A 24230-nucleotide genomic window follows, 5' to 3' on the forward strand; every position below is an offset into this window, starting at 1 on the left:
GTTGAAACTCGCGCTTAATTTCACGGCCGCGAGCGATCGCGGGTTAGTTCGCCAGAATAATGAGGATTCGGCGTATGCGAGCCCTCGTTTGTTGGTGTTGGCTGATGGTATGGGTGGCCATGCGGCGGGGGAGGTTGCGAGCCAGTTGATGGTGACTGAGTTCCGTGATCTGGATGCCTCGCTTGCGGCTGGTGATGCTGGGGTGGTGTCGCCGGAGTTGTTGGCCGATACTGCTACTGCTGGTAATCAGGCCATTGCGGAGGAGGTTCGTGTGCGTCCGGAGACAGAGGGCATGGGCACGACGCTGACGGCTGTCTCTTTTGATGGCGCACAGTTGCATTGGTGCCATGTGGGGGATTCGCGTGGTTATGTGCTGCGTGATGGTGTGTTGCAGCAGGTCACTGTGGATGACACCTTTGTGCAGTCGCTGGTCGACAGGGGCGAGTTGGATCCGGAGGATGTGTCGACGCATCCGCAGCGTTCCCTGATTTTGAAGGCTTGTACTGGTCGTCCGGTGGAGCCGACGGTGTGGTCGTCGGAGGCTCGCCCGGGGGATCGGGTGTTGTTGTGTAGTGATGGTTTGTCGGATCCGGTGAGTTTTTCGACGATCGAGGAGGCTTTGGGTGTGGGGGACCCTGCTCAGGCTGCTCGTAAGTTGATTGATTTGGCGTTGCGTTCTGGTGGTCCGGACAATGTGACGGTTGTTGTTGCCGATGTTGTTGGGCTTGATAGTGATGACGCCGCGGGGGGCGTTGAGGCTGCTGCGTTGCCGGTGGATCCGGTTGTTGCGGGTACATTGAATGCTGGTGTGGAGGATCCGCGTCCGGATACTGCTGCTGGTCGTGCGGCGTTGATTCGTACTATTGAGCCTGCTGAGCAGCCTTCTGGTCGGGCTAAGACTGGTTTTTTTAAGCGGCTGCGTGTGTGGCCGTTGATTGTTTCTTTGTTGGTGGTTATTGCTTTGGTGGTGGCCGCCGGGTGGGTGAATCACGCGTCGAAGAAGAACTTTTTTGTGTCGGTTGATGGCGACCGCGTGATCGTTGAGCAGGGGTTTAAATCCTCTGTTGTTGGTATCGATTTGCATAAGCCTTTCCAGAAGGCGTGTTTGTCGGAGCAGAAGCGGGTGTCTGTGGTGAGTCTGGAAGAGGATTCCCGCGCTTGTGTTCCGTTTACGGTTGGTGCTTTGCCAGAGTCGGTGCGTTCGAGCATTGAGGGTTTGCCGGAGTCTGGTTATGACGATGTGCTGGGCCAGTTGCAGCGTTTGGGTTCTGAGGCGTTGCCGGTGTGTGTCAAGCGTGATTCCGCGGCGTCAGGCTCGGGTGATTTGAATAGTCCGGGTAAGAATTGTCGGGAGGTGGGCTGATGTCTGCCAAGCATGAGTCCCGCGGTGTGAGTTTTAAACCACGGTGGGCTGAGCTTCGTCTGTTACTTCTGTCTGCTGTGGTGTTGGCGATTACTTTATCCAATTTGGATATTGAGTCCTTCAAGATGTTTGGGTGGGTGATCGGCGGCTACATCGGGGTGTTTACTCTGGCGCATGTGGCGTTGTGTTTTGTGGCGCCTCGGGCAGATCAAATTATGTTGCCGGTGGCTGCTGCGTTGAATGCTTTGGGTTTGGTGATTATTTATCGCCTGAATCCTAATTTGGCGGCTAAGCAGGTGATGTGGGCGCTGCTTGCTGTGGTGATGATGGTCGTGCTGTTGTTTATTTTGCGTGATCATCGCAGTTTGGGGCGTTTTTCTTATATTCTTGGCCTGCTTGGTTTGGTGCTGTTGGCGCTGCCTATGGTGTGGCCGACGTCGATGGATGCGGATGCCAATATTTGGATTTCGATTGGCCCATTTTCGGTGCAGCCGGGTGAGTTTTCCAAGATTCTGCTGCTGCTGTTTTTTGCCCAATTGTTGGTCAATAAGCGCGCATTGTTTACGGTAGCTGGCTATCACTTTATGGGTATGGAGTTTCCGCGTCTTCGGGACTTGGGCCCGATTTTGTTGGTTTGGGCTTTGGCTTTGATGATCATGGCTGGGGAAAATGATTTCGGCCCGGCTTTGCTGTTATTCAGCACTGTGTTGGGCATGCTGTTTTTAGCTACTGGCAGAGTGTCGTGGTTGCTGATTGGTGTTGTGCTGGTCGCTATTGGCGGCACGGGCGTGTATCAGATTTCTTCGAAGATTCAGGCTCGCGTGCAGAACTTCATCAATCCTTTCGACAATTATGATTCTGCTGGTTATCAGTTGTCTCAGGCCTTGTTTGGTCTAAATTTTGGTGGGGTGTCTGGCACGGGTTTGGGCAAGGGTTATCCCAATGAGGTTCCCGTCGCAGTGTCGGATTTCATTTTGGCGGCGGTGGGCGAGGAGCTCGGCATGGTGGGTTTGGCGGCCATTTTGATGCTGTTCGCCATTTTCATTACGCGCGGTATGCGTGTGGCGTTGCAGTGCCGTGATTCTTTCGGGAAGTTGGTTGCCTCGGGCTTGTCCTTGACGATTGCCATCCAAGTGTTTGTGGTTGTCGGCGGTATTTCGGCTTTGCTTCCGATGACCGGTTTGACTACTCCGTTTATGTCGGCGGGTGGTTCTTCTTTGTTGGCGAACTACGTGTTGTTGGCGATTATTTTGCGGATTTCTGACGCCGCGAACTCCCCTGCCGCACACTCGGGTTCCGGTTCTCACTCGCCAGCGGGGGCTACTGCAGGCCAGGTATCAGCCGCGGCTGGAGGTGCACGATGAATCGTTCTATCCGTTTGACGTCCCTGTTTACGCTGCTGATGAGTGTGGTGCTGCTGGTCAACCTGGAGTATGTGCAGGTCTTTTCGGGCTATGCGGACGATCCGCGTAACAAGCGCACCTATTATCGCTCTCTGGATACCCCCCGTGGGCAGATTTCCGCGGGAGGTTTGGTGTTGGCTACCTCGGATGAGAACGGCCGCCACTACCCCACTGATCCTTTGGTGTTTGGCCCGGTCGAGGGTTATTTGAGCGAGACCTACGGCTTGTCCGGCCTTGAGCTTGGCTATAACGATGTGTTGGATGGGTCTGCGGTGTTTAATGCTTCGCTGACGGAGCGTCTGATGGGCAAGAAGCCAGCGGGCGCCAACATTGATTTGACGTTGCAGCCTGCGCTGCAAAATGTGGCGTTCCACCAGTTGGCTGACAAGAATTATGACGGCGCGGTGGTTGCTATCCGCCCGTCGTCTGGAGAAATTTTGGCGATGGCCTCTACCCCGTCGTACGATCCGGCGTTGATCGTCGACCCGGAGACGTCGGAGCAGACGTGGGCTGGCTATGTGGATAATCCTGCCTCGCCTTTGCTCAACCACGCGACGCAAGAGACTCTGCCGCCTGGTTCGACGTTCAAGGTGATTACCACCGCTGCGGCGCTAAGCCAGGGGTGGAATGCTGATTCCACCGTGACCGCGTCACCCGAAATCACCTTGCCGAACACGACGACGACGTTGGAAAACTATGACGGTATGCGTTGTGGCGGCGGGGATCAGACAACGTTGATGAATGCGTTCACCCTGTCCTGCAATACGGCTTTTGCTGAGATGGCGATGGCCGTGGGGCCTGACCCGCTCCGCGACGTCGCTAAGCATTTCGGCCTGCAGGACACCTACGACATTGGCTTGCCGATGGACCCGGGCACCCTGGGTGATCTTGCTGATCAGGCCTCGCTTGGGCAGTCTGCTATCGGCCAGCGCGACGTGACGATGAGCGTGTTGGAAAACGCTGTTGTCGCCGCAACGGTCGCGAATGGCGGCAAGCGTATGGAGCCGTATCTGGTGTCGACGGTGACGGCCCCTGATCTGAAGGTTCTGCGCACGACGAAGCCGAAGCAGGTTGATGGGATTGATCCGGGCATTGCCGCCCAGTTGACGGAGATGATGTTGTCGAGCGAACGCCACACACTTGGTAATAGTTCGGTGCAGATTGCCTCCAAGACGGGCACGGCGGAGCACGGGCAGGATTCCCGCAACTCTAATCCGCACGCCTGGTACATCGCTTTTGCCCCCGGCAAGGACATTGCGGTAGCTGTGGTTGTGAAAAACGGTGGCGACCGCGGACAGGCCGCAACGGGTGGTTCTGTTGCGGCACCTATCGGACGAGCAGTAATCGAGGCAGCCCAATGATGCACTACAGCTTGAACAGGGTTATTGGCCACGGTGGCATGTCCACCGTGTGGTTGGCGGACACGGAGCAGGGTCCGGTGGCTGTGAAGATCCTCCGCCCGGAGTTTTCGGCGGCCCCTGAGTTTGTGGACCGTTTCCGCACCGAGGCTGAATCCTCGTTAAAGATCGACAATCCGCATGTGGTGCGCACCTATGATTACCAGGATTCTTCCCTGGTGATGGAGTATGTGCCGGGCCAATCTTTGGCGGATTTGTTGTCGAATCTGGGTAGTGGGCAGCCTTTGGCTGAGGATGACGCGCTGAACATTTTGGAGCAGGCCGCATCTGGTTTGGCGGCGATCCACAACGCCGGTTTGGTGCATCGCGATATCAAGCCCGGCAATTTGTTGTTGCGTGATTCTTCCGGCACCTCTGTGGGGGACCCGGCGCGTGGCGCGATTGTGAAGATTACGGATTTTGGGATTGTGAAGGCGGCGCAGTCGGTGGCGTTGACGCGCACCGGCATGGTTGTGGGTACCGCCCAGTATGTGTCCCCGGAGCAGGCCCAGGGTTTTGATGTCACCCCAGCATCGGATGTGTATTCGCTGGGTGTGGTGGGTTTTGAGATGTTGTCGGGTTCCCGCCCGTTTAGTGGGGATTCGTCGGTGTCGGTAGCGTTGGCGCATATTAGCCAGGCCCCGCCGCATATTGATGCTCCGATTTCTGACGCCGCGCGAGAGCTCATCAGCATTGCGTTGCGCAAGGATCCGGCCTCGCGTTATGCCGATGGTGCGGAGTTTGCGCAGGCTATCGCTGCGGTTCGGCGTGGGCAGTGGCCGCCGGCGCCCCGGATGATTAATGACGCCCCGACCACGGTGTTGCCTTCGCAGGCTCCGGTTGCGGGTGGTTTTGTGGATCCGCATGCGACGACGCATTTGCAGCAGGCGATCGGCGCGGGCCCTGATGCTACTGCTGCCCAGTCTGGTGCTGGTGCTGCTGCCCAGCGTCGTCCGCAGACCCTCAACCAAGCTAAGCCGCGGAAGAAGCAGTCCAAGGCCATCCCGATCTTGGTGGGTGTGCTGGTCACCGCCTTGATCGGTGCGACGGCGTTTATCTTGGCTAACGCTTTCGGGTTGATCGGCACCACCCCGAAACCGACGCCGACGGTCGTAACCGAAACCCAGATCACCACGGTGCCTGCGGAACCGACGCGGGCGCCCGCACCGCGTCCTGTTGAACCGACGACGCCGCGGGAGGAGCCGACGTCAACAACAAAATCGACAACCACCACCTCCACGCCTGTAGATAAGCCTGATGACGGCCGTGATGCTGATACGCCGCCGAGCCCCCGCGTTGGGACGACCACCACTCCACGGACTCCCTCTGATGCTGATCAGCCTGGTGGCGACACCGGCACCACCCCGGGTGATGCAGATAAATCGACCACCAACGGTAATACTGGCGATTCCGGCAACACCCCGCCCGCAGGCACTGTAGACGACACGAACGAAACGAGCCCCCAACCATGATTCTTGCAGACCGATACGAACTCGGCGAGGTCATCGGCACCGGTGGCATGTCGGATGTTTACGCAGCTACCGACACCCTTTTGGGTCGCGGTGTCGCGGTGAAGGTGATGCGTGCAGAGTTGGCGCGCGACGACAGTTTCCGCGAGCGCTTCCGTCGGGAAGCCACCAACGCCGGCAAGCTTAACCACGCGACCATCGTTGCTGTGTACGATTCCGGCGAATGGGAGGGGGTGCCCTACATCGTGATGGAGCGAGTGCATGGGCGCACCTTGCGCGACATCGTGCGCGAGCAGGGCCCCATGAGGCCCGCCCAGGCCGCCAGCACCCTAATCCCCGTGTGCGAGGCGCTGCAGGTCAGCCACGACGCCGGCATCATCCACCGCGATATCAAACCTGCGAACATCATGATCACCAACACCGGTGCGGTGAAGGTGATGGACTTCGGCATCGCCCGCGCCGTCAACGATTCCACCGCGGCGATGACGCAGACAGCGGCCGTCATTGGCACAGCCCAGTACCTCTCGCCTGAGCAAGCCCGCGGGAAAAAAGCAGAGGCCGCCTCTGACGTGTACGCCTTGGGCTGTGTCCTCTACGAAGTGATCACCGGGCGCCCGCCCTTCGAAGGGGAATCCCCCGTTGCCGTGGCCTACCAGCACGTTCACGACAACCCCACCCCGCCGTCGGAATTCATCTCTGGACTCACCCCCACCGAGGCACTAAATATTGACGCCGTGACGCTCACCGCCATGGCCAAGCACCCAGCTGACCGTTACCAAAGCGCCACGGAAATGGCCGATGACCTAGGCCGTGTCGCACGCAACACGATTGCTAATGCGGCGCGCACACACGTCGCCCCACAACAATCCCAAAGCCGCGGGGCACACGCGCGCCCCGGTCTGCACGAAGCCCCCACCACCACTATCCCCGCCACACCGGCACCGGCCCCGCAGGCCTACCCCGCTACCTCCACCTACCAGCCCGCCCAAGCGGCGGACATCCACCGCCAACCCGCACAGGTTGCGCCCAGGCCGGCGGGACGCGACGTCAACACCCGTGATGATTTCGATGACTACGACGACTATGACGAGCGCGGCTCCCGCTGGCCAGCTGTGTTGGCGGGGTTGCTGGCTGTAGTCCTCATTGGTGTCGGCGGGGTTTTCGCCTACGACTATGTCACCGGCAAGTCCAGCACTAGCACCGCCAGCACCGTGGCGATCCCCTCGGTCAGCGGAATGAGCGAAGAACAAGCTACCACGCGCCTACGCGACGCCGGCTTCACCGTCGATGTACGCCAACAGGCCGACCCGAAAGCACCGCGGGGAACGGTCATCGCCACCAACCCTGCCAGCGGGTCGGAGATTGTGAAGGGCAGCACCGTCACCCTCATTGTGTCCTCCGGTAAAGAAATCACCGAGGTGCCGGATCTGACTGGCCGCAACACGGAAGAGGCCGCAAAGATCCTCGAATCTGCAGGCCTTGAGCTTGATCGTCAGGTTAAGGAACAGCCTTCCGACACCGTGAAAGAGGGCGCCGTGATCGAACAGTCGCCGCGGGCCGGCAACCAAGTGTCCAAGGGCACGAAGGTCGCGATCACCGTGTCCACTGGTGTCGACGAGGTACGCGTACCTGTCATCACCGGCTTGAAGTGGGAACGCGCGGAAGGCAACCTCACCAGCCTGGGCTTCGTGCCGGTCCTGGAGTACATCGATTCCGACCAGCCCGAAGGCACCGTCGTCAGCGCAGAGGGCGAAGGCAGTGACCTACCTAAGGGTTCTGACGTCGCGGTGAAGGTGTCGCGCGGCAACCGAATCACCATGCCCGACCTGACCGGGTTGGTCTCCACCCAAGCGTTGGCCACGCTGCGGGGCGTCGGCTGGTCCGCACCCGATAGCGCACTTGTTGTGGAACAGGTGAAAACCCCTGTGCTGCTCGACCAAGGCAAGATCGCCGGGCAGACCCCAGCAGCGGGTCAACCACTGATTAAAGACGCCCCCGTCACCGTCCAGGTGTACGTTTTCGATCTGCTGCCCTAAGATGGGCAAAGGACTTTTAAGGAGAACACATGCCTAAGGCAAAGGTAACGAAGAACGCCCCGGTGTCCACCACCCCGGCTAACCGCACCCCGGTGAAGATCAACTCCAGTGGCACCCCACTATGGTACAAGATCATCATGTTTGGGCTTATGCTCGCCGGCTTGCTGTGGTTGGTTGTGCAGTACATCTTCGGCCCCGAGATCGCCTGGATGGCTAAGCTCAACGCCTGGAATTACTTGATCGGTTTCGGTTTGTTCATCATGGGTTTGTTGATGACCACCGGCTGGCGTTAGCGCTGGAGACCTCGTAGCCATTCTCGGCTGTTAAAACTACTGTTTCAGGAGCCCCTTGTAGGGGCTCCTTTTTTCGTGTCTCCCCTGGGGATAACTTGTTCACAACGTGGGATTCGCCACGTTATCCACCGTTTAATCCACATCCTGTGGATAACTTCTTCCCACATGCCTGTGTACTGGGGTTTCAGCGCTTTAGCTGGTGTTTTGCTCTTACAGTTAGAAAATTACAAAACTGTAGTTATCCACAATGTGCATAAACCCTGTGGAAAAACTAGAGTTATCCACAGTTGTCCACAATCGTCCACACAATGCAGCTCAACCGGCGTGTCGTAAACAGCCACCTGGGACAACACCAGAACAACAAAAAGCCGCCCCGGTGCACCCACCGAAGCGGCCTAAATTGACAACTAGACAGCCACCAGTTTTGCCCTACCCCATGCTCCACGGAGCACCCCGGCTGCCCGCCTGCTGCCGACGAAACATCACTTTGATAATCCCCGCCGCAATAAACCCACCAACTAGGCCGCCGATATGGCCCCACATGGACACCCCCGGGAAAAACGAATACAAAATATTGATGCCAAGCAAGACAGCCGGCCCACGCTTGTCCCGACTCATCACCAACAGGACACCCATCACCGCGTAACCTGCGCTCGACGCGCCAGCGGTCAAACTATAAGGATCGAACGCCCACACCGCGAGGGTTCCACCAAACCCACCCAGGAAGAACGTCAATAGCATCGCGCCCGGGCCAAACACCCGCTCGATTTCCCCACCGACGAAGACAATCATCATCACGTTAAGCAACAAGTGATCGAGACTGAAATGGGCGAAAAAGTTCGTCACCAGCACCCACCAGTGGCCGCTGTCCAACGCATAGGCGGAAAAACCCGCCCACGACGGTTTAAGAACGAAATAGCAGGCGATGATCAGCACACTCAAGGCCGTTGTGACCTTCCTTGTGCGGAAGAAGTCAGCATAGGGCGATGATGGAGTGCCGTAGTAGCTCATAGCCGCCCATCTTAGGGCCTCATCAGATACAACTCCCCCAACGAAAAAGGCGCCGCATACACTGCGACGCCTAGCAACTCGTCCACCAGAAGGTGAACGCGGCGTCATGAAGCTGAAATCAGCCCATGACGCCTGCAGTACAACCTGGGAAGAGGAACTACTGTTTGATCTCGATGGAGGTGATCACGACCGGCTCGACCGGACGGTCGTAGCGATCCGTAGCGGTAGACGCAATTGCCTGAACGACCTTCTGGGAATCCTCAGCGGTGACCTCACCGAAGATGGTGTGGCGGTTGTTCAGGTGCGGGGTCGGAGCAACCGTGATGAAGAACTGGGAACCGTTGGTGCCGGGGCCCGCATTTGCCATAGCCAGCAGGAAGGGGCGGTCGAACTGGAGCTCCGGGTGGAACTCGTCAGCGAACTGGTAGCCGGGGCCGCCACGACCGGTACCGGTGGGGTCACCGCCCTGAATCATGAAACCATCGATGACGCGGTGGAAGGGGGCGCCATCGTAGAAGGGGCCAGAGTTGGTGCCATTAGCGTTTTCGACATACTCTTTGGTGCCCTCCGCCAGGCCAACAAAGTTAGCGACGGTCTCGGGTGCGTGATTGCCGAAAAGTTCGATCTCAATGTCACCAACATTGGTGTGCATGATCGCTGTTGCAGTCTTCAAAGTCATAAACGCCATGCTACCAACGCCGAGCAGGTAATGGTTGTGATGTTCGCTCATGGCTTACGGATAATTCCGCCAGGACCGCCAACTTTTCTGCAGGTTTTTCGCAGCACAGGTACCCTGGTGTGCATGAACTCTGATCTACTGAAACTCGGCATGAAAGCCGTCAAGACATACAAGAAGTCCAGCAAAGATACCTACAAGGACCTCAAGAACCGCTACGGTGATGTCTTCGAGCAGGCCCTCAATTCCGCCCGCGAACAGGCAGAACAGGCCATGAACTCTGACCTGATGAAGAATGCTGCAAACGCAGCATCTAACGTCAGCGACAAGGCCTCCGAAAAAGCACAAGAGCTGTCGACCAAGGCCGCAGAGTTCGGTGCCGGCATTGGTGAACTCGCACAGGAACGCACTGAAGAAGCCAAGAAGCTATCCCGCCGCGAAGCCAAGAAGGCCCGCAAGGCTGCTGCCAAGGCTAAGAAGCAGGCCACCAAGAACGTTAAGAAGCGTGGCTGCTGCAGCAAACGCAAGGCTAAGAAGCTGCAGAAGCGCGCTGAAAAGGCCCTGAAGGCCCAGGGTAAGGACAAGGGCGGCTTCGGCAAAGTGTTGTCCTGGCTGATCCTGCTCGCCGGTGTCGGTGCAGCTGTGTACTACTTCTTCTTCCGCGAGGACATCTCCATCGAGAAGGAGCCGCCGACCATCGACGACCTGAAGAAGAAGGCCAACGACGTTGCCGATAAGGCTGCCGACAAGGCTGAAGAAGTCAAAGAAGCTGCCGCCGAAAAGGCCGAGGAGCTGAAGGACAAGGCTTCCGACGCTGCGGACGCCGCAAAGGACAAGGCTGAAGAGGTCAAGAAGGAAGCGGCTGACAAGGCCGCTGAAGTCAAGGACGCGGCTGACAAGGCAGGCGCTAAGGCCGAGCAGGCTAAGAACCAGGCTCAGAACAAGGCCCAGCAGGCTAAGAGGAACACTAAGTAATTCTTTAGCGCTGTCTTCCGGCTAAGCCGGTAGGTAGAGGAAAATCCCAGTCCCTTCACGGGGCTGGGATTTTTTATGCTTCACGGAGTAGATCATCGTGGGCGACGCTGCCTTTTTCACTCCGCGCTTGTTCGGCACGACGGATGTTAGGGCATGAAAAAACCGGCCTATCTAGAAGATAGACCGGTTTCATTCTGTGGAGCATAGGAGAATCGAACTCCTGACCTTCTGCTTGCAAAGCAGATGCTCTACCAATTGAGCTAATGCCCCTTGTCCCTGCGTGGGCCTAGCAAGAATCGAACTTGCGACCTCATCGTTATCAGCGATGCGCTCTAACCGACTGAGCTATAGGCCCTGGGAACGAGATATTACTTTAAACCCCATCCACTATATAAAGCAAATCGCCTGCTAGTGGATGGTTTTTAAAGCTTTTCAAACCGCTTAAAGGCGTTTACGTCGCGGTTGTTCTGACAGTGTCACGCTCACGCCACCGAACAGGTCGACGATGGCGTTGTACATGATCGCTGTCAGGGGGGCCAACACAATGAACAACACCGACATCAGCACACCCAGGATGGCTGCGACGCTGATGACCACACCGAAGCCCACCACCTGAGAGCCACCGGTACCACCAATGATGGAATTCACCTTCGCCCAGATTCCAGCGGCATCGAGGCCGAAGTACAGCAGCACGACACAGATCATCCACGCCGCTAACCCTGCCAGAGACAGCGCTAAGGCCGTCCTGAAGGCTGAGACAGGTGCAATGCGCCGCACGAGTACTTGGGTGGTTGCCATTAAGCGTCACCCTTGTCATCGGCGTCCTTCGCCTCAGCAGCACCGTCTAGCGTTGCGGCCTGCTCGACGCCAGCTACTTCGGCTTCGATTTCTTCGCTTTCCTGCTCAACGTTGCGGTCGATCGCGAGAAGTTCAACACCCTTTTCGAGGTTGACCAGGCGAACACCCATTGTCTGACGGGAAGAGGGTCGAATCTGGTTAACTTCGGTACGGATCACTCCACCGGCGGTGGTAATTGCGAAGATCTCATCGTCATTGGACACGACAATTGCGCCGATGAGCTTTCCGCGCTTCGGGGTGTACTTGAAGGTCACGACACCGAGGCCGCCACGTCCCTTGACCGGGTACTCGGACAGTTCGGTGCGCTTGCCGTAACCGCCGGAGGTTGCAACCAGTAGGTAGGAGTTTTCGCGAACAACACTCATGGCGAGCATCTGGTCTTCGCCGCGGAAACGCATACCCTTAACGCCCGCGGTGGAGCGACCCATGGGGCGCAGAGTGTCGTCGTTAGCAGTGAAGCGAATTGCTTGGCCTTCCTCAGAGACCAACAGCAAATCGTCGTCGGCAGAGCACAAAACCGCACCGATGAGCGAGTCGCCTTCGTTGAGGTTTATGGCGATGAGTCCACCGGAACGAGCCGAGTCGTAGTCGGACAGGCGGGACTTCTTGACGCGACCTTGCGCGGTGGCCAGCACCAGGTAGGGGGCGTCTTCATAAGTCTGCAGCTGAATAACCTGTGCGATTTGCTCACCCGGCTGGAATTCCAGCAGGTTTGCGACGTGCTGGCCACGAGCTGTTCGGGAGGCCTCGGGTAGTTCGTACGCCTTGAGTCGGTAAACACGACCGAAGTTGGTGAAGAACAAAATCCAGTCGTGTGTCGAGCAAACGAAGAAGTGGCGGACCACGTCATCCTGCTTCAGTTCTGCACCACGCACACCCTTGCCGCCGCGCTTCTGGTTGCGGTAGAGATCCACCTTGGTGCGCTTGGCGTAACCGGTGGAGGTGATGGTGACGACGACGTTCTCGCGGGCGATGAGGTCTTCTTCGGTGACCTCACCTGAGGCTGCAACGATCTGAGTGCGACGGTCATCGCCGTACTTCTCCACGATCTCTGCAAGCTCATCTCGAACGATGGAACGCTGGCGTTCGGGACGGGCCAGAATGTCCTTGAGGTCAGCGATTTCGATCTCGATTTCCGCCAACTCGTCAACGATCTTCTGGCGCTCGAGGGCTGCGAGGCGACGCAGCTGCATTGCCAGAATGGCGTCTGCCTGAATGTCGTCAATATCAAGAAGGTCGATCAGGCCGGCGCGAGCATCGTCCACGGTAGGGCTACGACGGATCAAAGCAATGACCTCGTCCAGCATATCCAGGGCCTTGACCAAACCACGCAAGATGTGGGCGCGCTTTTCGGCCTCATCCAGGCGGTATTGGGTGCGGCGAATAATGACGTCGATCTGGTGCGCCACGTAGTAGCGAATCATCTGATCGATGCGCAGGGTGCGGGGCACACCATCGACGATGGACAGCATGTTCGCGCCGAAGCTGGTTTGCAGCTGGGAGTGCTTGTACAGGTTGTTGAGCACCACGCGCGGAACTGCGTCACGCTTCAGGGTGACGACGATGCGCATGCCGACGCGGTCGGAGGATTCGTCCTCAATCTTGGCGATACCTGCAAGCTTGCCCTGGTTGACCTGGTCAGCAATGTTGTGGATGAGGTTATCCGGGTTGACCTGGTAGGGCAGCTCGGTAATGACGATGGTTTGTCGGTTGCCTTCCTCCTCAATGGAGGTCACACCGCGCATGCGGATGGAACCGCGGCCGGTGGTGTAGGCGTCCTTGATCCCTTGGTCGCCGACGATGAGTCCGGCGGTGGGGAAATCGGGACCCTTGATGTATTTCATGCATGCTTCGAGCGCCGCGGCGTCATCAGCATCGTAGTTTTCGAGCATCCAGAAGATAGCGTCGGCCAATTCCCGCAGGTTGTGCGGGGGAATGTTGGTGGCCATACCGACGGCGATACCACCGGAACCGTTCATCAACAGGTTGGGTACGCGCGAGGGCAGAATGGTGGGCTCTTGGGTTTTACCGTCGTAGTTGGGTTGGAATTCGACAGTGTTTTCGCGGATGTCACGGACCATTTCCATGGCCAGGGGTGTCATGCGGCACTCGGTGTAACGCATGGCGGCGGGGCCGTCGTTACCGCGGGAGCCGAAGTTACCTTGTCCGTCGACCAGCGGGTAGCGCATCGACCATGGCTGAGCCATGCGCACCAGGGTGTCGTAGATGGCGCTGTCGCCGTGGGGGTGATAGTTACCCATGGTGTCAGCAACGGGCTTCGCGGACTTCACGTAGGAGCGGTCGGGGCGGTAGCCGTTGTCGTACATGGCGTAGAGCACGCGGCGGTGCACGGGCTTGAGGCCGTCGCGGACCTCGGGTAGTGCACGGCCGACGATGACGCTCATGGCGTAGTCGATGTAGCTGGACTGCATCTCCTCATTGATGTCAATGGGTTCAATGCGGTCAAAGAGTGAATCGGAGGTGTTGTCGCTCACGCGATTCCCTTCTGGTTTTGTTGTCTCGGACCTGTGGGTGGCGGCAGTGTGCTGCCGCTTGGTAGGCCCGCGTGTACCCGGTCGATTCTACTCTGTTGTGGGTGGCTTCAGTGGCTCTGAGGGGGCATGTAGCCTTTTATAGGCCAATTTTTTAATTTATGACGCCGCGTTGGTATCACCGTGGTATCACTGTTGCGGTTGTTGGGGGTAGTCTGGCGACTATGGCTATGACGTTGAGGTTGTCTGCATCGCAGGAACGGGCTTTGGCTTTGTTAGCTCAGTCAATGGGCACGAGTAAGCATGAGGCTGTTGTGCGTTCGATTGTTGCTCAGGCGACTCGCATGCTTGAGGATGCGCAGATTGCTGATCTTGCCCGTGAATTGGTTCCGGGTTATTCCGTGATGGATCGGCGTTTGCGTGCGGCTGAGGGCGGGGGTGGTGACGATGGATTCTTTTAGCGTGTCGCCTTTACGCAGCCTGTCAGCTGAGCAATTATTGCTGATCGCTGATGAGGTCTGCCGCAGTGAACGAGTCAGTGTTGTTGACTATGGATTTGTTGCTGCAGCTGCCGCTGTTACTGGTGCCCAGTTTGATGGTGTTCCTGTGTTTCAATCAGTGCGGGCTGCGCGAAAAGCTTTAGAGCAGGCGATTGTGTTGCTGGAGCCTTTAAGCGGCGCGAATCGAGTGTTTGCGCGTGTCGCTGGGGAAGTTTTCGCGAGGATTAATGATGAGGTTTAACGACGAGGTGTAAGCTTTTACCCCCATTTAGTGTTAGCGCTGTTTGCCCCAAAATGTTACGCGTGTTAAATTTGGGGCTGTTGTGATTACAGTGACTGTTGTTAACTCAGTTGAGTAGGTGCTGTTACTGTGGCGGAAGAATCGCAACCACAGTCGATATAAAAGTGTGGGCCCAGGAAAACTTCCTGGGCCCACACTTTTTGTTGCTCTTAAACGTCTTAGACGTCCTAAACGTCGAGGAAGCGGACGTCCTTCGCATTTCGCGTGATGAAGGAGCGACGCGCCACGACGTCATCACCCATCAGAATGCTGAACAGCTCATCGGAACGATGTGCATCTTCCATCGTCACCCGGCGCAGCACTCGGTGGCTCGGATCCATCGTGGTCTCCCACAATTCCTTAGCGTTCATCTCGCCCAGACCCTTGTAACGCTGAATGCCATCATCCTTATTGATGCGGCGGCCAGCAGCCAAGCCTTCTTCAAGTTGCTCATCGCGCTCGCGGTCGGAATACGCAAACCCAGGAGTGCCCTTTTGCCACTTCAACTTGTACAGCGGCGGCTGAGCCAAGTACACATATCCGTCTTCAATCAGCTGCGGCATGAAGCGGAACAGTAGAGTCAACAGCAGGGTTGCGATGTGCTGACCGTCGACATCAGCGTCGGCCATGAGCACAATCTTGTGGTACCGCAACTTGTCGATATCGAACTCATCATGAATGCCGGTACCCAGGGCAGTGATGATCGCCTGGACCTCATTGTTTTTCAATACCTTGTCCAAGCGTGCCTTTTCCACGTTGAGGATCTTGCCACGCAACGGCAAAATAGCTTGGTACATGGAGTCACGGCCGGACTTTGCGGAACCACCCGCAGAGTCACCCTCCACGATGTAAAGCTCGGACTTCAAAGGATCCTTGGAACGGCAATCGGCGAGCTTACCCGGCAACCCGCCCAAGTCAGTAGCCGACTTACGTCGGACCAAATCACGTGCTTTACGCGCAGCCTGGCGAGCATGAGCAGAAGACACAGCCTTGTTGATAATGGCCTTAGCTTCCGCGGGGTTAGCATCAAACCAAGCACCCACGTGCTCATTAACAGCCTTCTGAACAAAGCCCTTGACCTCGGTGTTTCCGAGCTTGGTCTTGGTCTGACCCTCAAACTGGGGCTCACGCACACGCACCGAAATAACAGCCGCCAAACCCTCGCGGCAATCATCACCGGTCAAGTTGGGCTCTTTTTCCTTCAGCAGCTTGTGGTCGCGCGCGTAGCGGTTCATCAAAGAAGTCAGCGCAGCGCGGAAACCTTCCTCGTGCGTACCACCCTCAATCGTCGCAATCGTGTTAGCAAAAGTATGCATGGACTGGCTGTAACCAGAATTCCACTGCATTGCCACCTCAACCTCTTCAACGTCACGCTTGTCGTCGAAAGAAATGATGGTCGGGTGAATTGCCTGCTTGGACTTATTCAGCGAGCGGACATAATCCTTCAAACCATCCGGGTAGTAGAAAACCTTCTTCTTTTCCCGCTTGGCAGCCTTCTTAGTATCAGCCTCAGCATCAGTGTCGGCAGCATCCACCGCGGCGTCATCAAAAGAATCCCCACCGATCAGCTCGGCGGACTCCCCTGCTTCAGCCAAGGCCTCAAGCTCGAGCTCCTCATCGGTTACACGCTTATCCGTCAAAGTGATGGTCAGGCCCTTGTTAAGGAAAGCCATCTCCTGTAGACGACGCGCAATCGTGTCGAACTTGAAAGTGGTGGTTTCAAAAATGTCGCCATCCGGCCAAAAACGCACCGTCGTGCCTGTTCCACGGGCATTTCCACCCTTAATCAGTTCATCCGGAACAGCCATAGTGAAGTTCTGCAGCCAGTGGTGACCATCGCGCTTAATGTCTGCCTCAACGCGAGTAGACAGCGCGTTAACCACGGAAATACCCACACCGTGAAGGCCACCAGACACTGCGTAAGACTCAGAGTCGAACTTGCCGCCGGCGTGCAGCTGAGTCATGACCACCTGCACGGTGGGTGCACCACTGGGGTGCATCTCCACGGGGATACCACGACCGTTGTCAACAACTTCGACGCCGCCGTCTTCTAGTAGGGTGACGTCAACCTTGGTTGCATAACCCGCCATCGCTTCGTCAACCGAGTTGTCGACGACCTCCCAAATGAGGTGGTGCAAACCACGCTCACCGGTTGAGCCGATGTACATGCCCGGACGTTTACGGACAGCTTCGAGGCCCTCGAGGATTGTGATCGATGAGGCGTCATATGCGTGTTCAGAATTTTCTGCAGCCACGATTGAAGCAGCACTCCTAATCTTAAGTGTTTATAGACCCCTCCATAGTACACGCCCTATAACCCCCCACATGGTAGGCACTTGAGCGCGTCTGCGGGCCTCTCATAGGGGATCTCGTGGATTGTCCCAGGTCGGCTATCCGTAAGTATCCCGCGGGCCACGCCCTTTGACGTGCAACGGACCTTTGCGCCAACTAGGAGCCTTAGGGCCGAAAATTTTCAATTCCACAATCACATCCGAGCCGACTTTTTCAGCGATCGCCTGAAGAATCTGACGCTGCATAAGGCGCAGGTTACTGGCCCACGAGGTGCTGTCACAGGTGATAAATAATTGCTTATCTTTAAGCATCTCCACGCGCGTGTGCTGGGCTATTTTCTCCCCCACCAACTCATCCCAGTGGGCGTGCACCCAACCACCCGCTATGTCTTTTTTCCATCCGCGACGCTTAATCTCCCGCTCAAGGGTCACACCAAATACCAGGGGATCACGTCGATACGGCAACGCTCGACCATCTTTACCCGTGGGCCTGCGCCTCGAGCGACCCGCTGCCGCATCCATTACGTTCCTCGCCTTCATCACCTTCATTGCGCGAGGTGTTGAAGACTGCTGCGTTCCACCAGCTGTTTTACTATCCGTTGTTCGTTTCGCTTGGGCCTGCTGCATCAAACGCGCAAACGCTGCGGACACACCATCTTGCTCAGGCTGTTGGTTGTTATCCACGCTGCCGGTGTCACTACTCATCAGCACCTTCTTCCGGTTGAGCTTCAACAGCGGCTTCTACTTGGTCACCAAGAAGTGAAAAACGGCCATCATTGTCCGTTTCCGTTAGCACCGTGTGCACGGTTGGGTTCAACGTGTCGGGAATGTCTTCCCCCACTGCGGCGGTAATGATGACCTGCTCTGCCTCCAGCGCAATGTCTACAAGTTTGCGACGGCGTTGAGCATCGAGCTCTGCGAACACATCATCGAGAATCAAAATGGGGTCTATCCCCTCCGAGCGAAGCAAGAAAAACACCGCTAGACGCAAGGCCAACGCGTAACTCCACGTTTCCCCGTGGCTTGCGAAACCCTTAGCCGGATGATCACCCAGCAAAAGAATGACATCATCGCGATGGGGCCCGACAGTGCTCATTCCCCTTTCGATGTCGCGACGTCGTTGCTTAGATAATTCTGTAAGCATCGCAGCCTCTATCAACGCCGCATCGGTTGCATCATCCAGCGGCACACTCGAACTGTAGTGAACCCTTGCCGGCCGCGATTCCGGTGCCAAACGGGCGTAGCTCGAATGAATGTGGGTTTCAAGCTCACTCAACACATTCAGTCGCGCAGCTATCACCTGGGCACCTAGCTGGGCCAACCTGGAATCCCACGCATCGAGGGTAGTCAAAGCAGCCTGACCATCGGCATCCTCATAGCCGCGCCGCAATGCATAGGAGGCGTTGCGCAAAAGTGCGTTTCGTTGGCGCAAAACCTTATCGTAGTCAGCCTTCACCCCAGCCAACCTGGGCGATCGGGTTGCAATAACCTCGTCGAGGTAGCGCCGCCTCTGCTCGGGTTCACCTCGAACCAAGGCGAGGTCTTCAGGCGCGAACAGAATAGACTTCACAATTCCCAGGATTTCCCTGGGCGAGCCCACTTTTGTCCTATTGATTTGCGCCTTGTTCGCTCCCTGCGCCTTGATGAGCAAATGCGCAGTGAGTTCTCGATCCCCATTGACAGCTGTTGCTGACACTCGGGCGGCAGTGTGTCCTGCGTGAACCAAGGGGGCGTCATTATGAACGCGATGCGAAGACAGGTGAGCCAGATAGCCGATGGCTTCGACCACGTTAGTCTTGCCGAAACCATTGCGGCCAACGAGAACGGTGACGCCTGGGGCGAGCTCTAGGTTGAGCTCCCTCCAGGATCGATAGTTTCTTAGCTCGAGTTTACGCAGGTGCATGCGGGTTTCGGACCTAGCCCGGCAGGCGCACGGGCATCAGCAGGTAGGTGAAGTCAGTGTCCGGGGTAGCAAACACACCATCGTCGCCAGCGACGGGGAATTCCTCGGGCTCGGGGATGAGGATTGCAGGGCGCGACGGCTGGGTGAAACCAAAAACAACACGATCAGTGTTGATGACGCCGAGACCTTCCTTCAGGTATCCGGGGTTGAAGGCGATCAACAGCGGCTCGCCAGAAAAGGCGCAGGGCACTACCTCTTCGGCATGGCCGGAATCGCTTGCGCCTGCGGACAAAATAACCTGTCCTTCGGAGAATTCCATGCGGATCTGCGCATTGCGGTCGGTCACCAAGGACACGCGGCGGATTGCGTCCACCAGAGGTGCGATTTCAACGCTGGCCATCGCCGTGTGGGTCTTGGGAAGCAGCGGCTGGAAATTGGGAAACTCTGCGCTCAGCATGCGGGTTGTCGTTTTACGGCTTTCGGCCTCTATACCGAACAATCCTTCGCTGGAGATTTCCTCACCGTTGCCCACTGCGAGGTGGATGGTGTCCACGTTATCCAGCGTGCGTGCGTGCTCTTGGAGGGTCTTTGCAGGCACCAGGAGTTTAGCTTTGACGAAACTGTTGGTCGGCGACCATTCAAAGCGGCGGACTGCTAGACGGAAACGGTCGGTTGCTGCCATCAAAACGCTGTTTCCATCGATTTCGATGTGCACGCCTGTCAGCATTGGCAGTGTTTCATCGCGGCCCGCTGCGAGTGCTACTTGGTTGACAGCGCGGGTGAACAACTTGGAATCAAGCTGCCCTGTTTCTTCCGGAAGGTCTGGAAGTTTGGGGTAGTCGTCCAGCGGGATGGTGGGCAATTCGAAGCGCGAAGAACCACACGTGATGTAGGCAGTGCTGCCCTCAACGTGCAGGTCAACGGGCTTGTTGGGCAGGGTGGATATAATTTCAGCAATGAGCTTGCCGGCAACTGCGATTCGGCCCGGGGTGGAGACCTCTGCGGGGATGGCTACCTGGGTGGAAACCTCATAGTCGAAACCTGCGAGCTCGAGTCCATCGTCGGTTGCTGTAATTACCATGGCGCGAAGCACGGGCTGAGCGGGCTTCGAGGGTAGGTTGCGTGCAACCCAAGAAACTGCGCTGGTCAGGTCGTCTTTTGAGACTCGAAACGCGACTGCCTGTGCGTCCATAGTGTGGCGTGCTCCTCGTAGATGGGTTTGTAAACAACAAAAGTGTACAGGTTTACAGCCAGCGGCTGACAACCTCAGCGAAGCGATTGTTGTCATTTCAGTGATCTCAAAAAGCGGCTTACTTGAGAATCGGGGGCGAGAATTACACACACCCCGTTTCTCTTAAGGTTTTCAGGGAAATTTAGTTGGTAGTAGCAGTAAGTCCTGTGAGTGTTGTGGATGTAGGCCTATTTCCCCAGCATATCGCGGCGTGTCGTGCTGTGCTTAGACCTGTGAATTATTTGTGGATAATTCTGCTCTTCTGTGGATAACTTTCTGACCTGCTGTTTTTCACACATTTTTTCCCCAGCCACTGTGTGGTTTATCCACTTTTTTGCGTGGTTTATCCACAGCCGCCACGGCTACTTGAAAAGACAAGGAAAGTTATCAAGATCTCTTAATTACACGGCTGTAGTTACAATCCTGTGGATAACTCTGTGGAAACTGTGAAAACATGCCCTTTGCAGCACAAAGCGCCAGCAGGAAGTACTGTCCTGCTGGCGCTCGTGGCTTCAAGTGGCCCTAGCCCAAGGGCGCGTGATTCATGATCTGTTGGGTGATTTCCTGAATTTCGTCGTAAGTGTCGCGCTTTTCGGTCATCTCTTTGCGGATTTTCCGATCGGCGTACATGACGGTGGTGTGGTCTTTACCTCCGAAGTTTTCACCAATCTTCGGCAGGCTAAGGTCGGTCAGCTCGCGGCACAGGTACATGGCGATTTGTCGCGCATGCGCAACAGCACGTGTTTTGCCTGTGCCACGGAGGGCGTCAGGGGAAATCTTGAAGTAGGTGGCTGTTGCTTCCATGATGGTCGCGGCGTCAGGTTTAACGTTGCGGACGCCGGGAATCATGTCACGCAGAGCGATTTTTGCCAGCTCCACGTCAATGGGCTTGTTGATCAGCGAGGAATACGCGGCTACGCGGATTAAAGCGCCTTCGAGTTCGCGAATGGAGGAGGCAAAACAGCTGGCGATAAATTCCAGGACGTCGCGCCCAACGATGGTGTTGTCGATGGCCGCTTTTTTCATCAGGATGGCGATGCGTGTTTCGAGGTCTGGCGGCTGAATATCGGTAATTAGGCCGCCTTCGAAGCGAGTACGCAGGCGATCAGTCAGGGTGGTGAGCTGCTTGGGGGGTCGGTCGGAGGAGAGGATGATTTGTTTGTTAGCTTGGTGGAGTGCGTTGAAAGTGTGGAAAAATTCCTCCTGGGTTCCCTCTTTACCCTGGAGGAATTGGATGTCGTCAACCATCAGGATGTCGAGGTTGCGGTAGCGCCGTTTGAAGCTTTCTTGGCGGTCGTCGCGGACGGAGTTGATGTAGTCGTTGGTGAATTCTTCGCTGGATACGTATCGGATGCGTAGGCCGGGTTGGAGCACTTGGGCGTAGTTTCCGGCGGCGTGCAGCAGGTGGGTTTTGCCGAGGCCGGAGCCGCCCCAGATGAATAGGGGGTTGTAGTTGATTGCGGGGCTTTCGGCTACGGCAAAGGCTGCGGCTTGGGCGAATTCGTTGGAGGGGCCTTTGACGAAGGAGTCGAAGGTGTATTTGGGGTTAAGTGTGTTTTCGCTTGTTGACGCCGCGGGGGTTGGGGTTGTTGCTTGTGTGACGGTGGAGATGGTGGGTGTGTCTGGGGTGGTTGGTTGTTCCGGTTCAGGTGTGGGTTCTGGTGCGGGGGTGTGGGTTGATTGTGCTGGTGCGTCGTTATTGGGCAGTGGGAGGTTGTCCCAGTATGCAGGGTTAACTGTTGCGTCTGAGGGTTGTGGTGTGGGGGTTGGTTGGGGTTGTGGGGCAGGTTCAGTGGGCGCTACTGGTGTTGCTGCTGCGGGGTGTTGGGTGTGTGGTTGTGCGGTGGGTTGTGGGTGGTAGCCCTCGGTGGGTTGGGCGGCTGCTGCGATTTGGACGATGAGTCCGCAGGGTTGCCCCATGCGTTGGCTGAGGACTGTTTCGAGGTGGGGGGATAGTTGGCCTTCGAGCTGGTCGCGTGCGTAGGCATGGGGGACGGAGACAATGAAGAATCCGGGGATGACGGCGACGGGTGTTGCGATTGAGGCGATGGCGCGCAGTTGTGCGCTCAGTGGCGGTATTCCGGATTGGGGGTTGTTGCCGAGTGCGACAAGGTCGTCGAGCGCCTGCGTCCAGGTGGCGCGCAGGTCCTCATTGTTTGTTGTCACTCGTTTTCCCTTCGTCGTCGATTCGTGTCGTTTTTTGAAAGTTTTCCACGTGTGGTGTCCACAGGTAAAAAACGCCGATGCCTTGGCTTTCACAGTTTTATCCACACCTGTGGATAACTTCTTTCCGGCATGTTATCCACAGGGACATCACAGGGCTGTGGATAACTGTGTGAACTTTGATCTACCCTATGACCTGGGATTTTTTTAACCTTAAACCTTAAGTCTCAAGTAAAAGTTTAGAGTTATCCACAGTCGCTGTGTTTTCACAGGGTGTGAGCAAAGCTCGGATCAGACACATATTTACCCCCAACCCCTCCCTGGTGTCTAGGCAGGCGTTTGCATGGGTGTACTGGGTTGATCGGCTCGTGTTTTCCGAGGCCCATTATGGGCGCTTCGGGGTGTGAAAAACTGCTGTGAATTGTTCGGATTAATCGCTTGCGTTGACGAACGCCTGCGGCTAGCTGTCGGTGGCGACACGCCGACAAGGCGTGCATTTTTAGGGCTTGCCTAGTTGTATTGAGCACTGAAGTGTGTCGGCGTTGGCTGTTAAGCTGCACACGAACCTTCGGGACTTGAGAACAAATTAACAGCACCGAAATTACAAAAGTGTTGTTTCAGGGGTAGTTAGGGGTGCTTTCTTCGCGCTTGCAGTTTGTGCCACTGCCAGCAAGGATGCCGAAATCAGCATTCGGCGTGTCGATTTGTTTATCTGTAGTCCGACGCGTAACCTGTTGTGAGTCTGTCGCAGATAGTGAGCCCTTGTTTAAACATCGGTTGCTGTCGCGTATCGCATCGCCTTACAGGTGATCCCCTGGCACAGGGTCTTTTTAGCCCATTCTTGCCGGGGTTTCATTGTCGTAGGTCGCGACAAAGCCATCGCCCGATGCGGTTGGCTTTGCTATTAAACCGTCGTTTTATTTTAAGGAGTGTTCACCGTGGCTAAGGGCAAGCGGACGTTCCAGCCGAACAACCGTCGTCGTGCACGCGTGCACGGCTTCCGTACCCGCATGCGTACTCGCGCGGGTCGTGCAATTGTTTCGGCTCGTCGTCGTAAGGGCCGTGCTTCGCTCACTGCGTAAGCACTAACGCTTAAACGGCCCGGGAAGCCCACCGTGGTTTCCTCGGGCCGTTTTGCATTGTCATGTCTTTTTGAGGTGGTGCTGTGCTTCCCGTTGAACATCGTTTGAGCACACAGGCGCAGTTTAAGACTGTGATGAAAAAGGGTCGTCGGGTTAAATCCCGCAACCTGATGATTCACTTTCTTAGCGCCAGAGCCACCCTGCCGGGTGAAACTAGTGGGCTTTCGGTTGAGCTAGCGACACCTTGCGCACCACGCTGCGGCCTGGTTATTTCCAAGGCTGTGGGTAATTCCGTCATTCGGCACAACACTGCACGCAAACTTCGCGCGGCATTTTTTAACCTAGTTAAGGCCGAACATCCTGCCTTGGGTATTGACGCCGCGGGGCAACCACGTGGCTACATTGACGTTGTCGTGCGTGCGTTTCCAGGCGCGGCGTCATTAACAACAGTCGAGCTTCAACGGGAACTCGAACTTGCTTTGGATAAAGCCTTCGACAAATCCTTTGGCGCGAAAACTCATACGAGTGCTCGCCAAGCACGCCAAGGGGTGGGCAGATAAATGTTGTCCGCTGTGCTGATGAAAGCCGTGCGTGGCTACCAAAAGTACCTTTCACCCCTTAAAATGGTCTCCACGTGCCGTTTTGAGCCAACATGCAGCAATTATGCGCTCGAAGCGTTAGAAAGTAGGGGCGCCATCGTGGGCCTTTATTTGACTGCGGTTCGCATTGTGAAGTGCGGGCCGTGGCATCCAGGCGGATACGATCCCGTACCGCAGAAACATCTTTAAGGGAGTTTGACGAACTACC

Annotated in this window: 21 protein-coding genes and 2 tRNA genes; 12 read left to right on the plus strand and 11 right to left on the minus strand. The window is 56.6% G+C overall.

Annotated features, from left to right (window positions below):
* Position 1 precedes the first annotated feature (1 nt).
* From L1C91_RS07770 to crgA, 6 genes are read left to right on the plus strand one after another with little or no spacing between them, the layout of a single operon-like run.
* Positions 2 to 1363 carry a PP2C family protein-serine/threonine phosphatase gene (locus tag L1C91_RS07770; protein ID WP_234858763.1) on the plus strand — a complete coding sequence of 454 codons (1362 nt, stop codon included), beginning with the start codon at positions 2 to 4 and terminating at the stop codon, positions 1361 to 1363.
* A complete protein-coding gene (locus L1C91_RS07775) occupies positions 1363 to 2727 on the plus strand; it encodes an FtsW/RodA/SpoVE family cell cycle protein (RefSeq protein WP_234858764.1) in 1365 nt (454 codons plus the stop codon). The genes L1C91_RS07770 and L1C91_RS07775 overlap by 1 nt, the downstream gene beginning before the upstream one ends.
* Positions 2724 to 4127, plus strand: coding sequence for a penicillin-binding transpeptidase domain-containing protein (locus tag L1C91_RS07780; protein WP_234858765.1), 1404 nt, complete (start codon positions 2724 to 2726; stop codon positions 4125 to 4127). Before L1C91_RS07775 ends, L1C91_RS07780 begins: the two co-directional genes overlap by 4 nt.
* The gene (locus tag L1C91_RS07785) at positions 4124 to 5635 is read left to right on the plus strand and encodes a serine/threonine-protein kinase (RefSeq protein WP_234858766.1); all 1512 of its coding nucleotides are present in this window, start codon (positions 4124 to 4126) and stop codon (positions 5633 to 5635) included. Before L1C91_RS07780 ends, L1C91_RS07785 begins: the two co-directional genes overlap by 4 nt.
* Positions 5632 to 7668 carry a Stk1 family PASTA domain-containing Ser/Thr kinase gene (pknB, locus tag L1C91_RS07790; protein ID WP_234858767.1) on the plus strand — a complete coding sequence of 679 codons (2037 nt, stop codon included), beginning with the start codon at positions 5632 to 5634 and terminating at the stop codon, positions 7666 to 7668. Before L1C91_RS07785 ends, pknB begins: the two co-directional genes overlap by 4 nt.
* A 29-nt stretch (positions 7669 to 7697) precedes the next feature.
* Positions 7698 to 7961: a cell division protein CrgA gene (crgA, locus tag L1C91_RS07795; RefSeq protein WP_020975356.1), complete on the plus strand. Its 264-nt coding sequence runs from the start codon at positions 7698 to 7700 to the stop codon at positions 7959 to 7961.
* A gap of 429 nt (positions 7962 to 8390) precedes the next feature.
* Here crgA and L1C91_RS07800 read toward each other — a convergent pair whose 3' ends face one another.
* Both L1C91_RS07800 and L1C91_RS07805 read right to left on the minus strand, forming a co-directional pair.
* Positions 8391 to 8972, minus strand: a complete 582-nt coding sequence (locus L1C91_RS07800; RefSeq protein ID WP_234858768.1) for a rhomboid family intramembrane serine protease — start codon at positions 8970 to 8972, stop codon at positions 8391 to 8393.
* Between the two features lie 157 nt (positions 8973 to 9129).
* Positions 9130 to 9651, minus strand: a complete 522-nt coding sequence (locus tag L1C91_RS07805) for a peptidylprolyl isomerase (RefSeq protein WP_234858769.1) — start codon at positions 9649 to 9651, stop codon at positions 9130 to 9132.
* Between the two features lie 123 nt (positions 9652 to 9774).
* On the opposite strand from L1C91_RS07805, the gene L1C91_RS07810 reads away from it, so the two are divergent.
* The gene (locus L1C91_RS07810; RefSeq protein ID WP_234858770.1) at positions 9775 to 10623 is read left to right on the plus strand and encodes a hypothetical protein; all 849 of its coding nucleotides are present in this window, start codon (positions 9775 to 9777) and stop codon (positions 10621 to 10623) included.
* Positions 10624 to 10820: 197 nt separating this feature from the next.
* Here the strand turns inward: L1C91_RS07810 and L1C91_RS07815 are convergent.
* The 4 genes from L1C91_RS07815 to gyrA all read right to left on the minus strand — a co-directional run bounded on the left by L1C91_RS07815 (position 10821) and on the right by gyrA (position 13913).
* Positions 10821 to 10893 (minus strand) — tRNA-Ala (locus L1C91_RS07815).
* Positions 10894 to 10904: 11 nt separating this feature from the next.
* Positions 10905 to 10978, minus strand: a tRNA-Ile gene (locus tag L1C91_RS07820).
* Positions 10979 to 11064: 86 nt separating this feature from the next.
* Entirely contained in the window at positions 11065 to 11421 is a 357-nt protein-coding gene (locus L1C91_RS07825) for a DUF3566 domain-containing protein (RefSeq protein ID WP_234858771.1), read from the minus strand.
* Complete coding sequence (gene gyrA, locus L1C91_RS07830; RefSeq protein WP_234858824.1) at positions 11421 to 13913, minus strand: DNA gyrase subunit A; 2493 nt, start codon at positions 13911 to 13913, stop codon at positions 11421 to 11423. The genes L1C91_RS07825 and gyrA overlap by 1 nt, the downstream gene beginning before the upstream one ends.
* Positions 13914 to 14197: 284 nt before the next feature.
* Between gyrA and L1C91_RS07835 the strand changes: the two genes are divergently transcribed.
* Both L1C91_RS07835 and L1C91_RS07840 read left to right on the plus strand, forming a co-directional pair.
* Entirely contained in the window at positions 14198 to 14434 is a 237-nt protein-coding gene (locus L1C91_RS07835) for a CopG family transcriptional regulator (RefSeq protein WP_234858772.1), read from the plus strand.
* Positions 14421 to 14714 carry a TetR family transcriptional regulator gene (locus L1C91_RS07840; protein WP_234858773.1) on the plus strand — a complete coding sequence of 98 codons (294 nt, stop codon included), beginning with the start codon at positions 14421 to 14423 and terminating at the stop codon, positions 14712 to 14714. The genes L1C91_RS07835 and L1C91_RS07840 overlap by 14 nt, the downstream gene beginning before the upstream one ends.
* Before the next feature lie 227 nt (positions 14715 to 14941).
* Here the strand turns inward: L1C91_RS07840 and gyrB are convergent, their stop codons facing one another.
* The 5 genes from gyrB to dnaA form a co-directional block, all read right to left on the minus strand.
* Positions 14942 to 17008: a DNA topoisomerase (ATP-hydrolyzing) subunit B gene (gene gyrB / locus L1C91_RS07845; protein WP_234858774.1), complete on the minus strand. Its 2067-nt coding sequence runs from the start codon at positions 17006 to 17008 to the stop codon at positions 14942 to 14944.
* 135 nt (positions 17009 to 17143) lie between these two features.
* Positions 17144 to 17749, minus strand: coding sequence for a DciA family protein (locus tag L1C91_RS07850; protein WP_234858775.1), 606 nt, complete (start codon positions 17747 to 17749; stop codon positions 17144 to 17146).
* A complete protein-coding gene (gene recF / locus L1C91_RS07855) occupies positions 17742 to 18947 on the minus strand; it encodes a DNA replication/repair protein RecF (RefSeq protein WP_234858776.1) in 1206 nt (401 codons plus the stop codon). Before recF ends, L1C91_RS07850 begins: the two co-directional genes overlap by 8 nt.
* A gap of 13 nt (positions 18948 to 18960) precedes the next feature.
* The gene (dnaN, locus tag L1C91_RS07860; protein ID WP_234858777.1) at positions 18961 to 20139 is read right to left on the minus strand and encodes a DNA polymerase III subunit beta; all 1179 of its coding nucleotides are present in this window, start codon (positions 20137 to 20139) and stop codon (positions 18961 to 18963) included.
* Positions 20140 to 20700: 561 nt separating this feature from the next.
* The gene (gene dnaA / locus L1C91_RS07865; RefSeq protein WP_234858778.1) at positions 20701 to 22344 is read right to left on the minus strand and encodes a chromosomal replication initiator protein DnaA; all 1644 of its coding nucleotides are present in this window, start codon (positions 22342 to 22344) and stop codon (positions 20701 to 20703) included.
* A 935-nt stretch (positions 22345 to 23279) separates the two neighbouring features.
* Between dnaA and rpmH the strand changes: the two genes are divergently transcribed.
* From rpmH to yidD, 3 genes are all read left to right on the plus strand, one after another.
* The gene (gene rpmH, locus L1C91_RS07870; RefSeq protein WP_081761677.1) at positions 23280 to 23423 is read left to right on the plus strand and encodes a 50S ribosomal protein L34; all 144 of its coding nucleotides are present in this window, start codon (positions 23280 to 23282) and stop codon (positions 23421 to 23423) included.
* Between the two features lie 83 nt (positions 23424 to 23506).
* The gene (gene rnpA, locus L1C91_RS07875) at positions 23507 to 23983 is read left to right on the plus strand and encodes a ribonuclease P protein component (RefSeq protein WP_234858779.1); all 477 of its coding nucleotides are present in this window, start codon (positions 23507 to 23509) and stop codon (positions 23981 to 23983) included.
* Positions 23984 to 24211: a membrane protein insertion efficiency factor YidD gene (gene yidD / locus L1C91_RS07880; RefSeq protein WP_021012426.1), complete on the plus strand. Its 228-nt coding sequence runs from the start codon at positions 23984 to 23986 to the stop codon at positions 24209 to 24211.
* The last annotated feature ends 19 nt before the right edge of the window (positions 24212 to 24230 follow it).

The organism is Corynebacterium argentoratense (assembly GCF_021491455.1).
Taxonomy (GTDB): domain Bacteria; phylum Actinomycetota; class Actinomycetes; order Mycobacteriales; family Mycobacteriaceae; genus Corynebacterium; species Corynebacterium argentoratense_A.

Coding starts and splice junctions, on each gene's coding strand:
- gyrA (WP_234858824.1), bottom strand. CDS start 13,913: ATGCAGTCCAGCTACATCGACTACGCCATGAGCGTCATCGTCGGCCGT.
- L1C91_RS07800 (WP_234858768.1), bottom strand. CDS start 8,972: ATGAGCTACTACGGCACTCCATCATCGCCCTATGCTGACTTCTTCCGC.
- L1C91_RS07810 (WP_234858770.1), top strand. CDS start 9,775: ATGAACTCTGATCTACTGAAACTCGGCATGAAAGCCGTCAAGACATAC.
- crgA (WP_020975356.1), top strand. CDS start 7,698: ATGCCTAAGGCAAAGGTAACGAAGAACGCCCCGGTGTCCACCACCCCG.
- L1C91_RS07835 (WP_234858772.1), top strand. CDS start 14,198: ATGGCTATGACGTTGAGGTTGTCTGCATCGCAGGAACGGGCTTTGGCT.
- pknB (WP_234858767.1), top strand. CDS start 5,632: ATGATTCTTGCAGACCGATACGAACTCGGCGAGGTCATCGGCACCGGT.
- L1C91_RS07780 (WP_234858765.1), top strand. CDS start 2,724: ATGAATCGTTCTATCCGTTTGACGTCCCTGTTTACGCTGCTGATGAGT.
- yidD (WP_021012426.1), top strand. CDS start 23,984: ATGTTGTCCGCTGTGCTGATGAAAGCCGTGCGTGGCTACCAAAAGTAC.
- L1C91_RS07785 (WP_234858766.1), top strand. CDS start 4,124: ATGATGCACTACAGCTTGAACAGGGTTATTGGCCACGGTGGCATGTCC.
- recF (WP_234858776.1), bottom strand. CDS start 18,947: ATGCACCTGCGTAAACTCGAGCTAAGAAACTATCGATCCTGGAGGGAG.
- L1C91_RS07850 (WP_234858775.1), bottom strand. CDS start 17,749: ATGAGTAGTGACACCGGCAGCGTGGATAACAACCAACAGCCTGAGCAA.
- L1C91_RS07805 (WP_234858769.1), bottom strand. CDS start 9,651: ATGACTTTGAAGACTGCAACAGCGATCATGCACACCAATGTTGGTGAC.
- dnaN (WP_234858777.1), bottom strand. CDS start 20,139: ATGGACGCACAGGCAGTCGCGTTTCGAGTCTCAAAAGACGACCTGACC.
- L1C91_RS07775 (WP_234858764.1), top strand. CDS start 1,363: ATGTCTGCCAAGCATGAGTCCCGCGGTGTGAGTTTTAAACCACGGTGG.
- L1C91_RS07825 (WP_234858771.1), bottom strand. CDS start 11,421: ATGGCAACCACCCAAGTACTCGTGCGGCGCATTGCACCTGTCTCAGCC.
- L1C91_RS07840 (WP_234858773.1), top strand. CDS start 14,421: ATGGATTCTTTTAGCGTGTCGCCTTTACGCAGCCTGTCAGCTGAGCAA.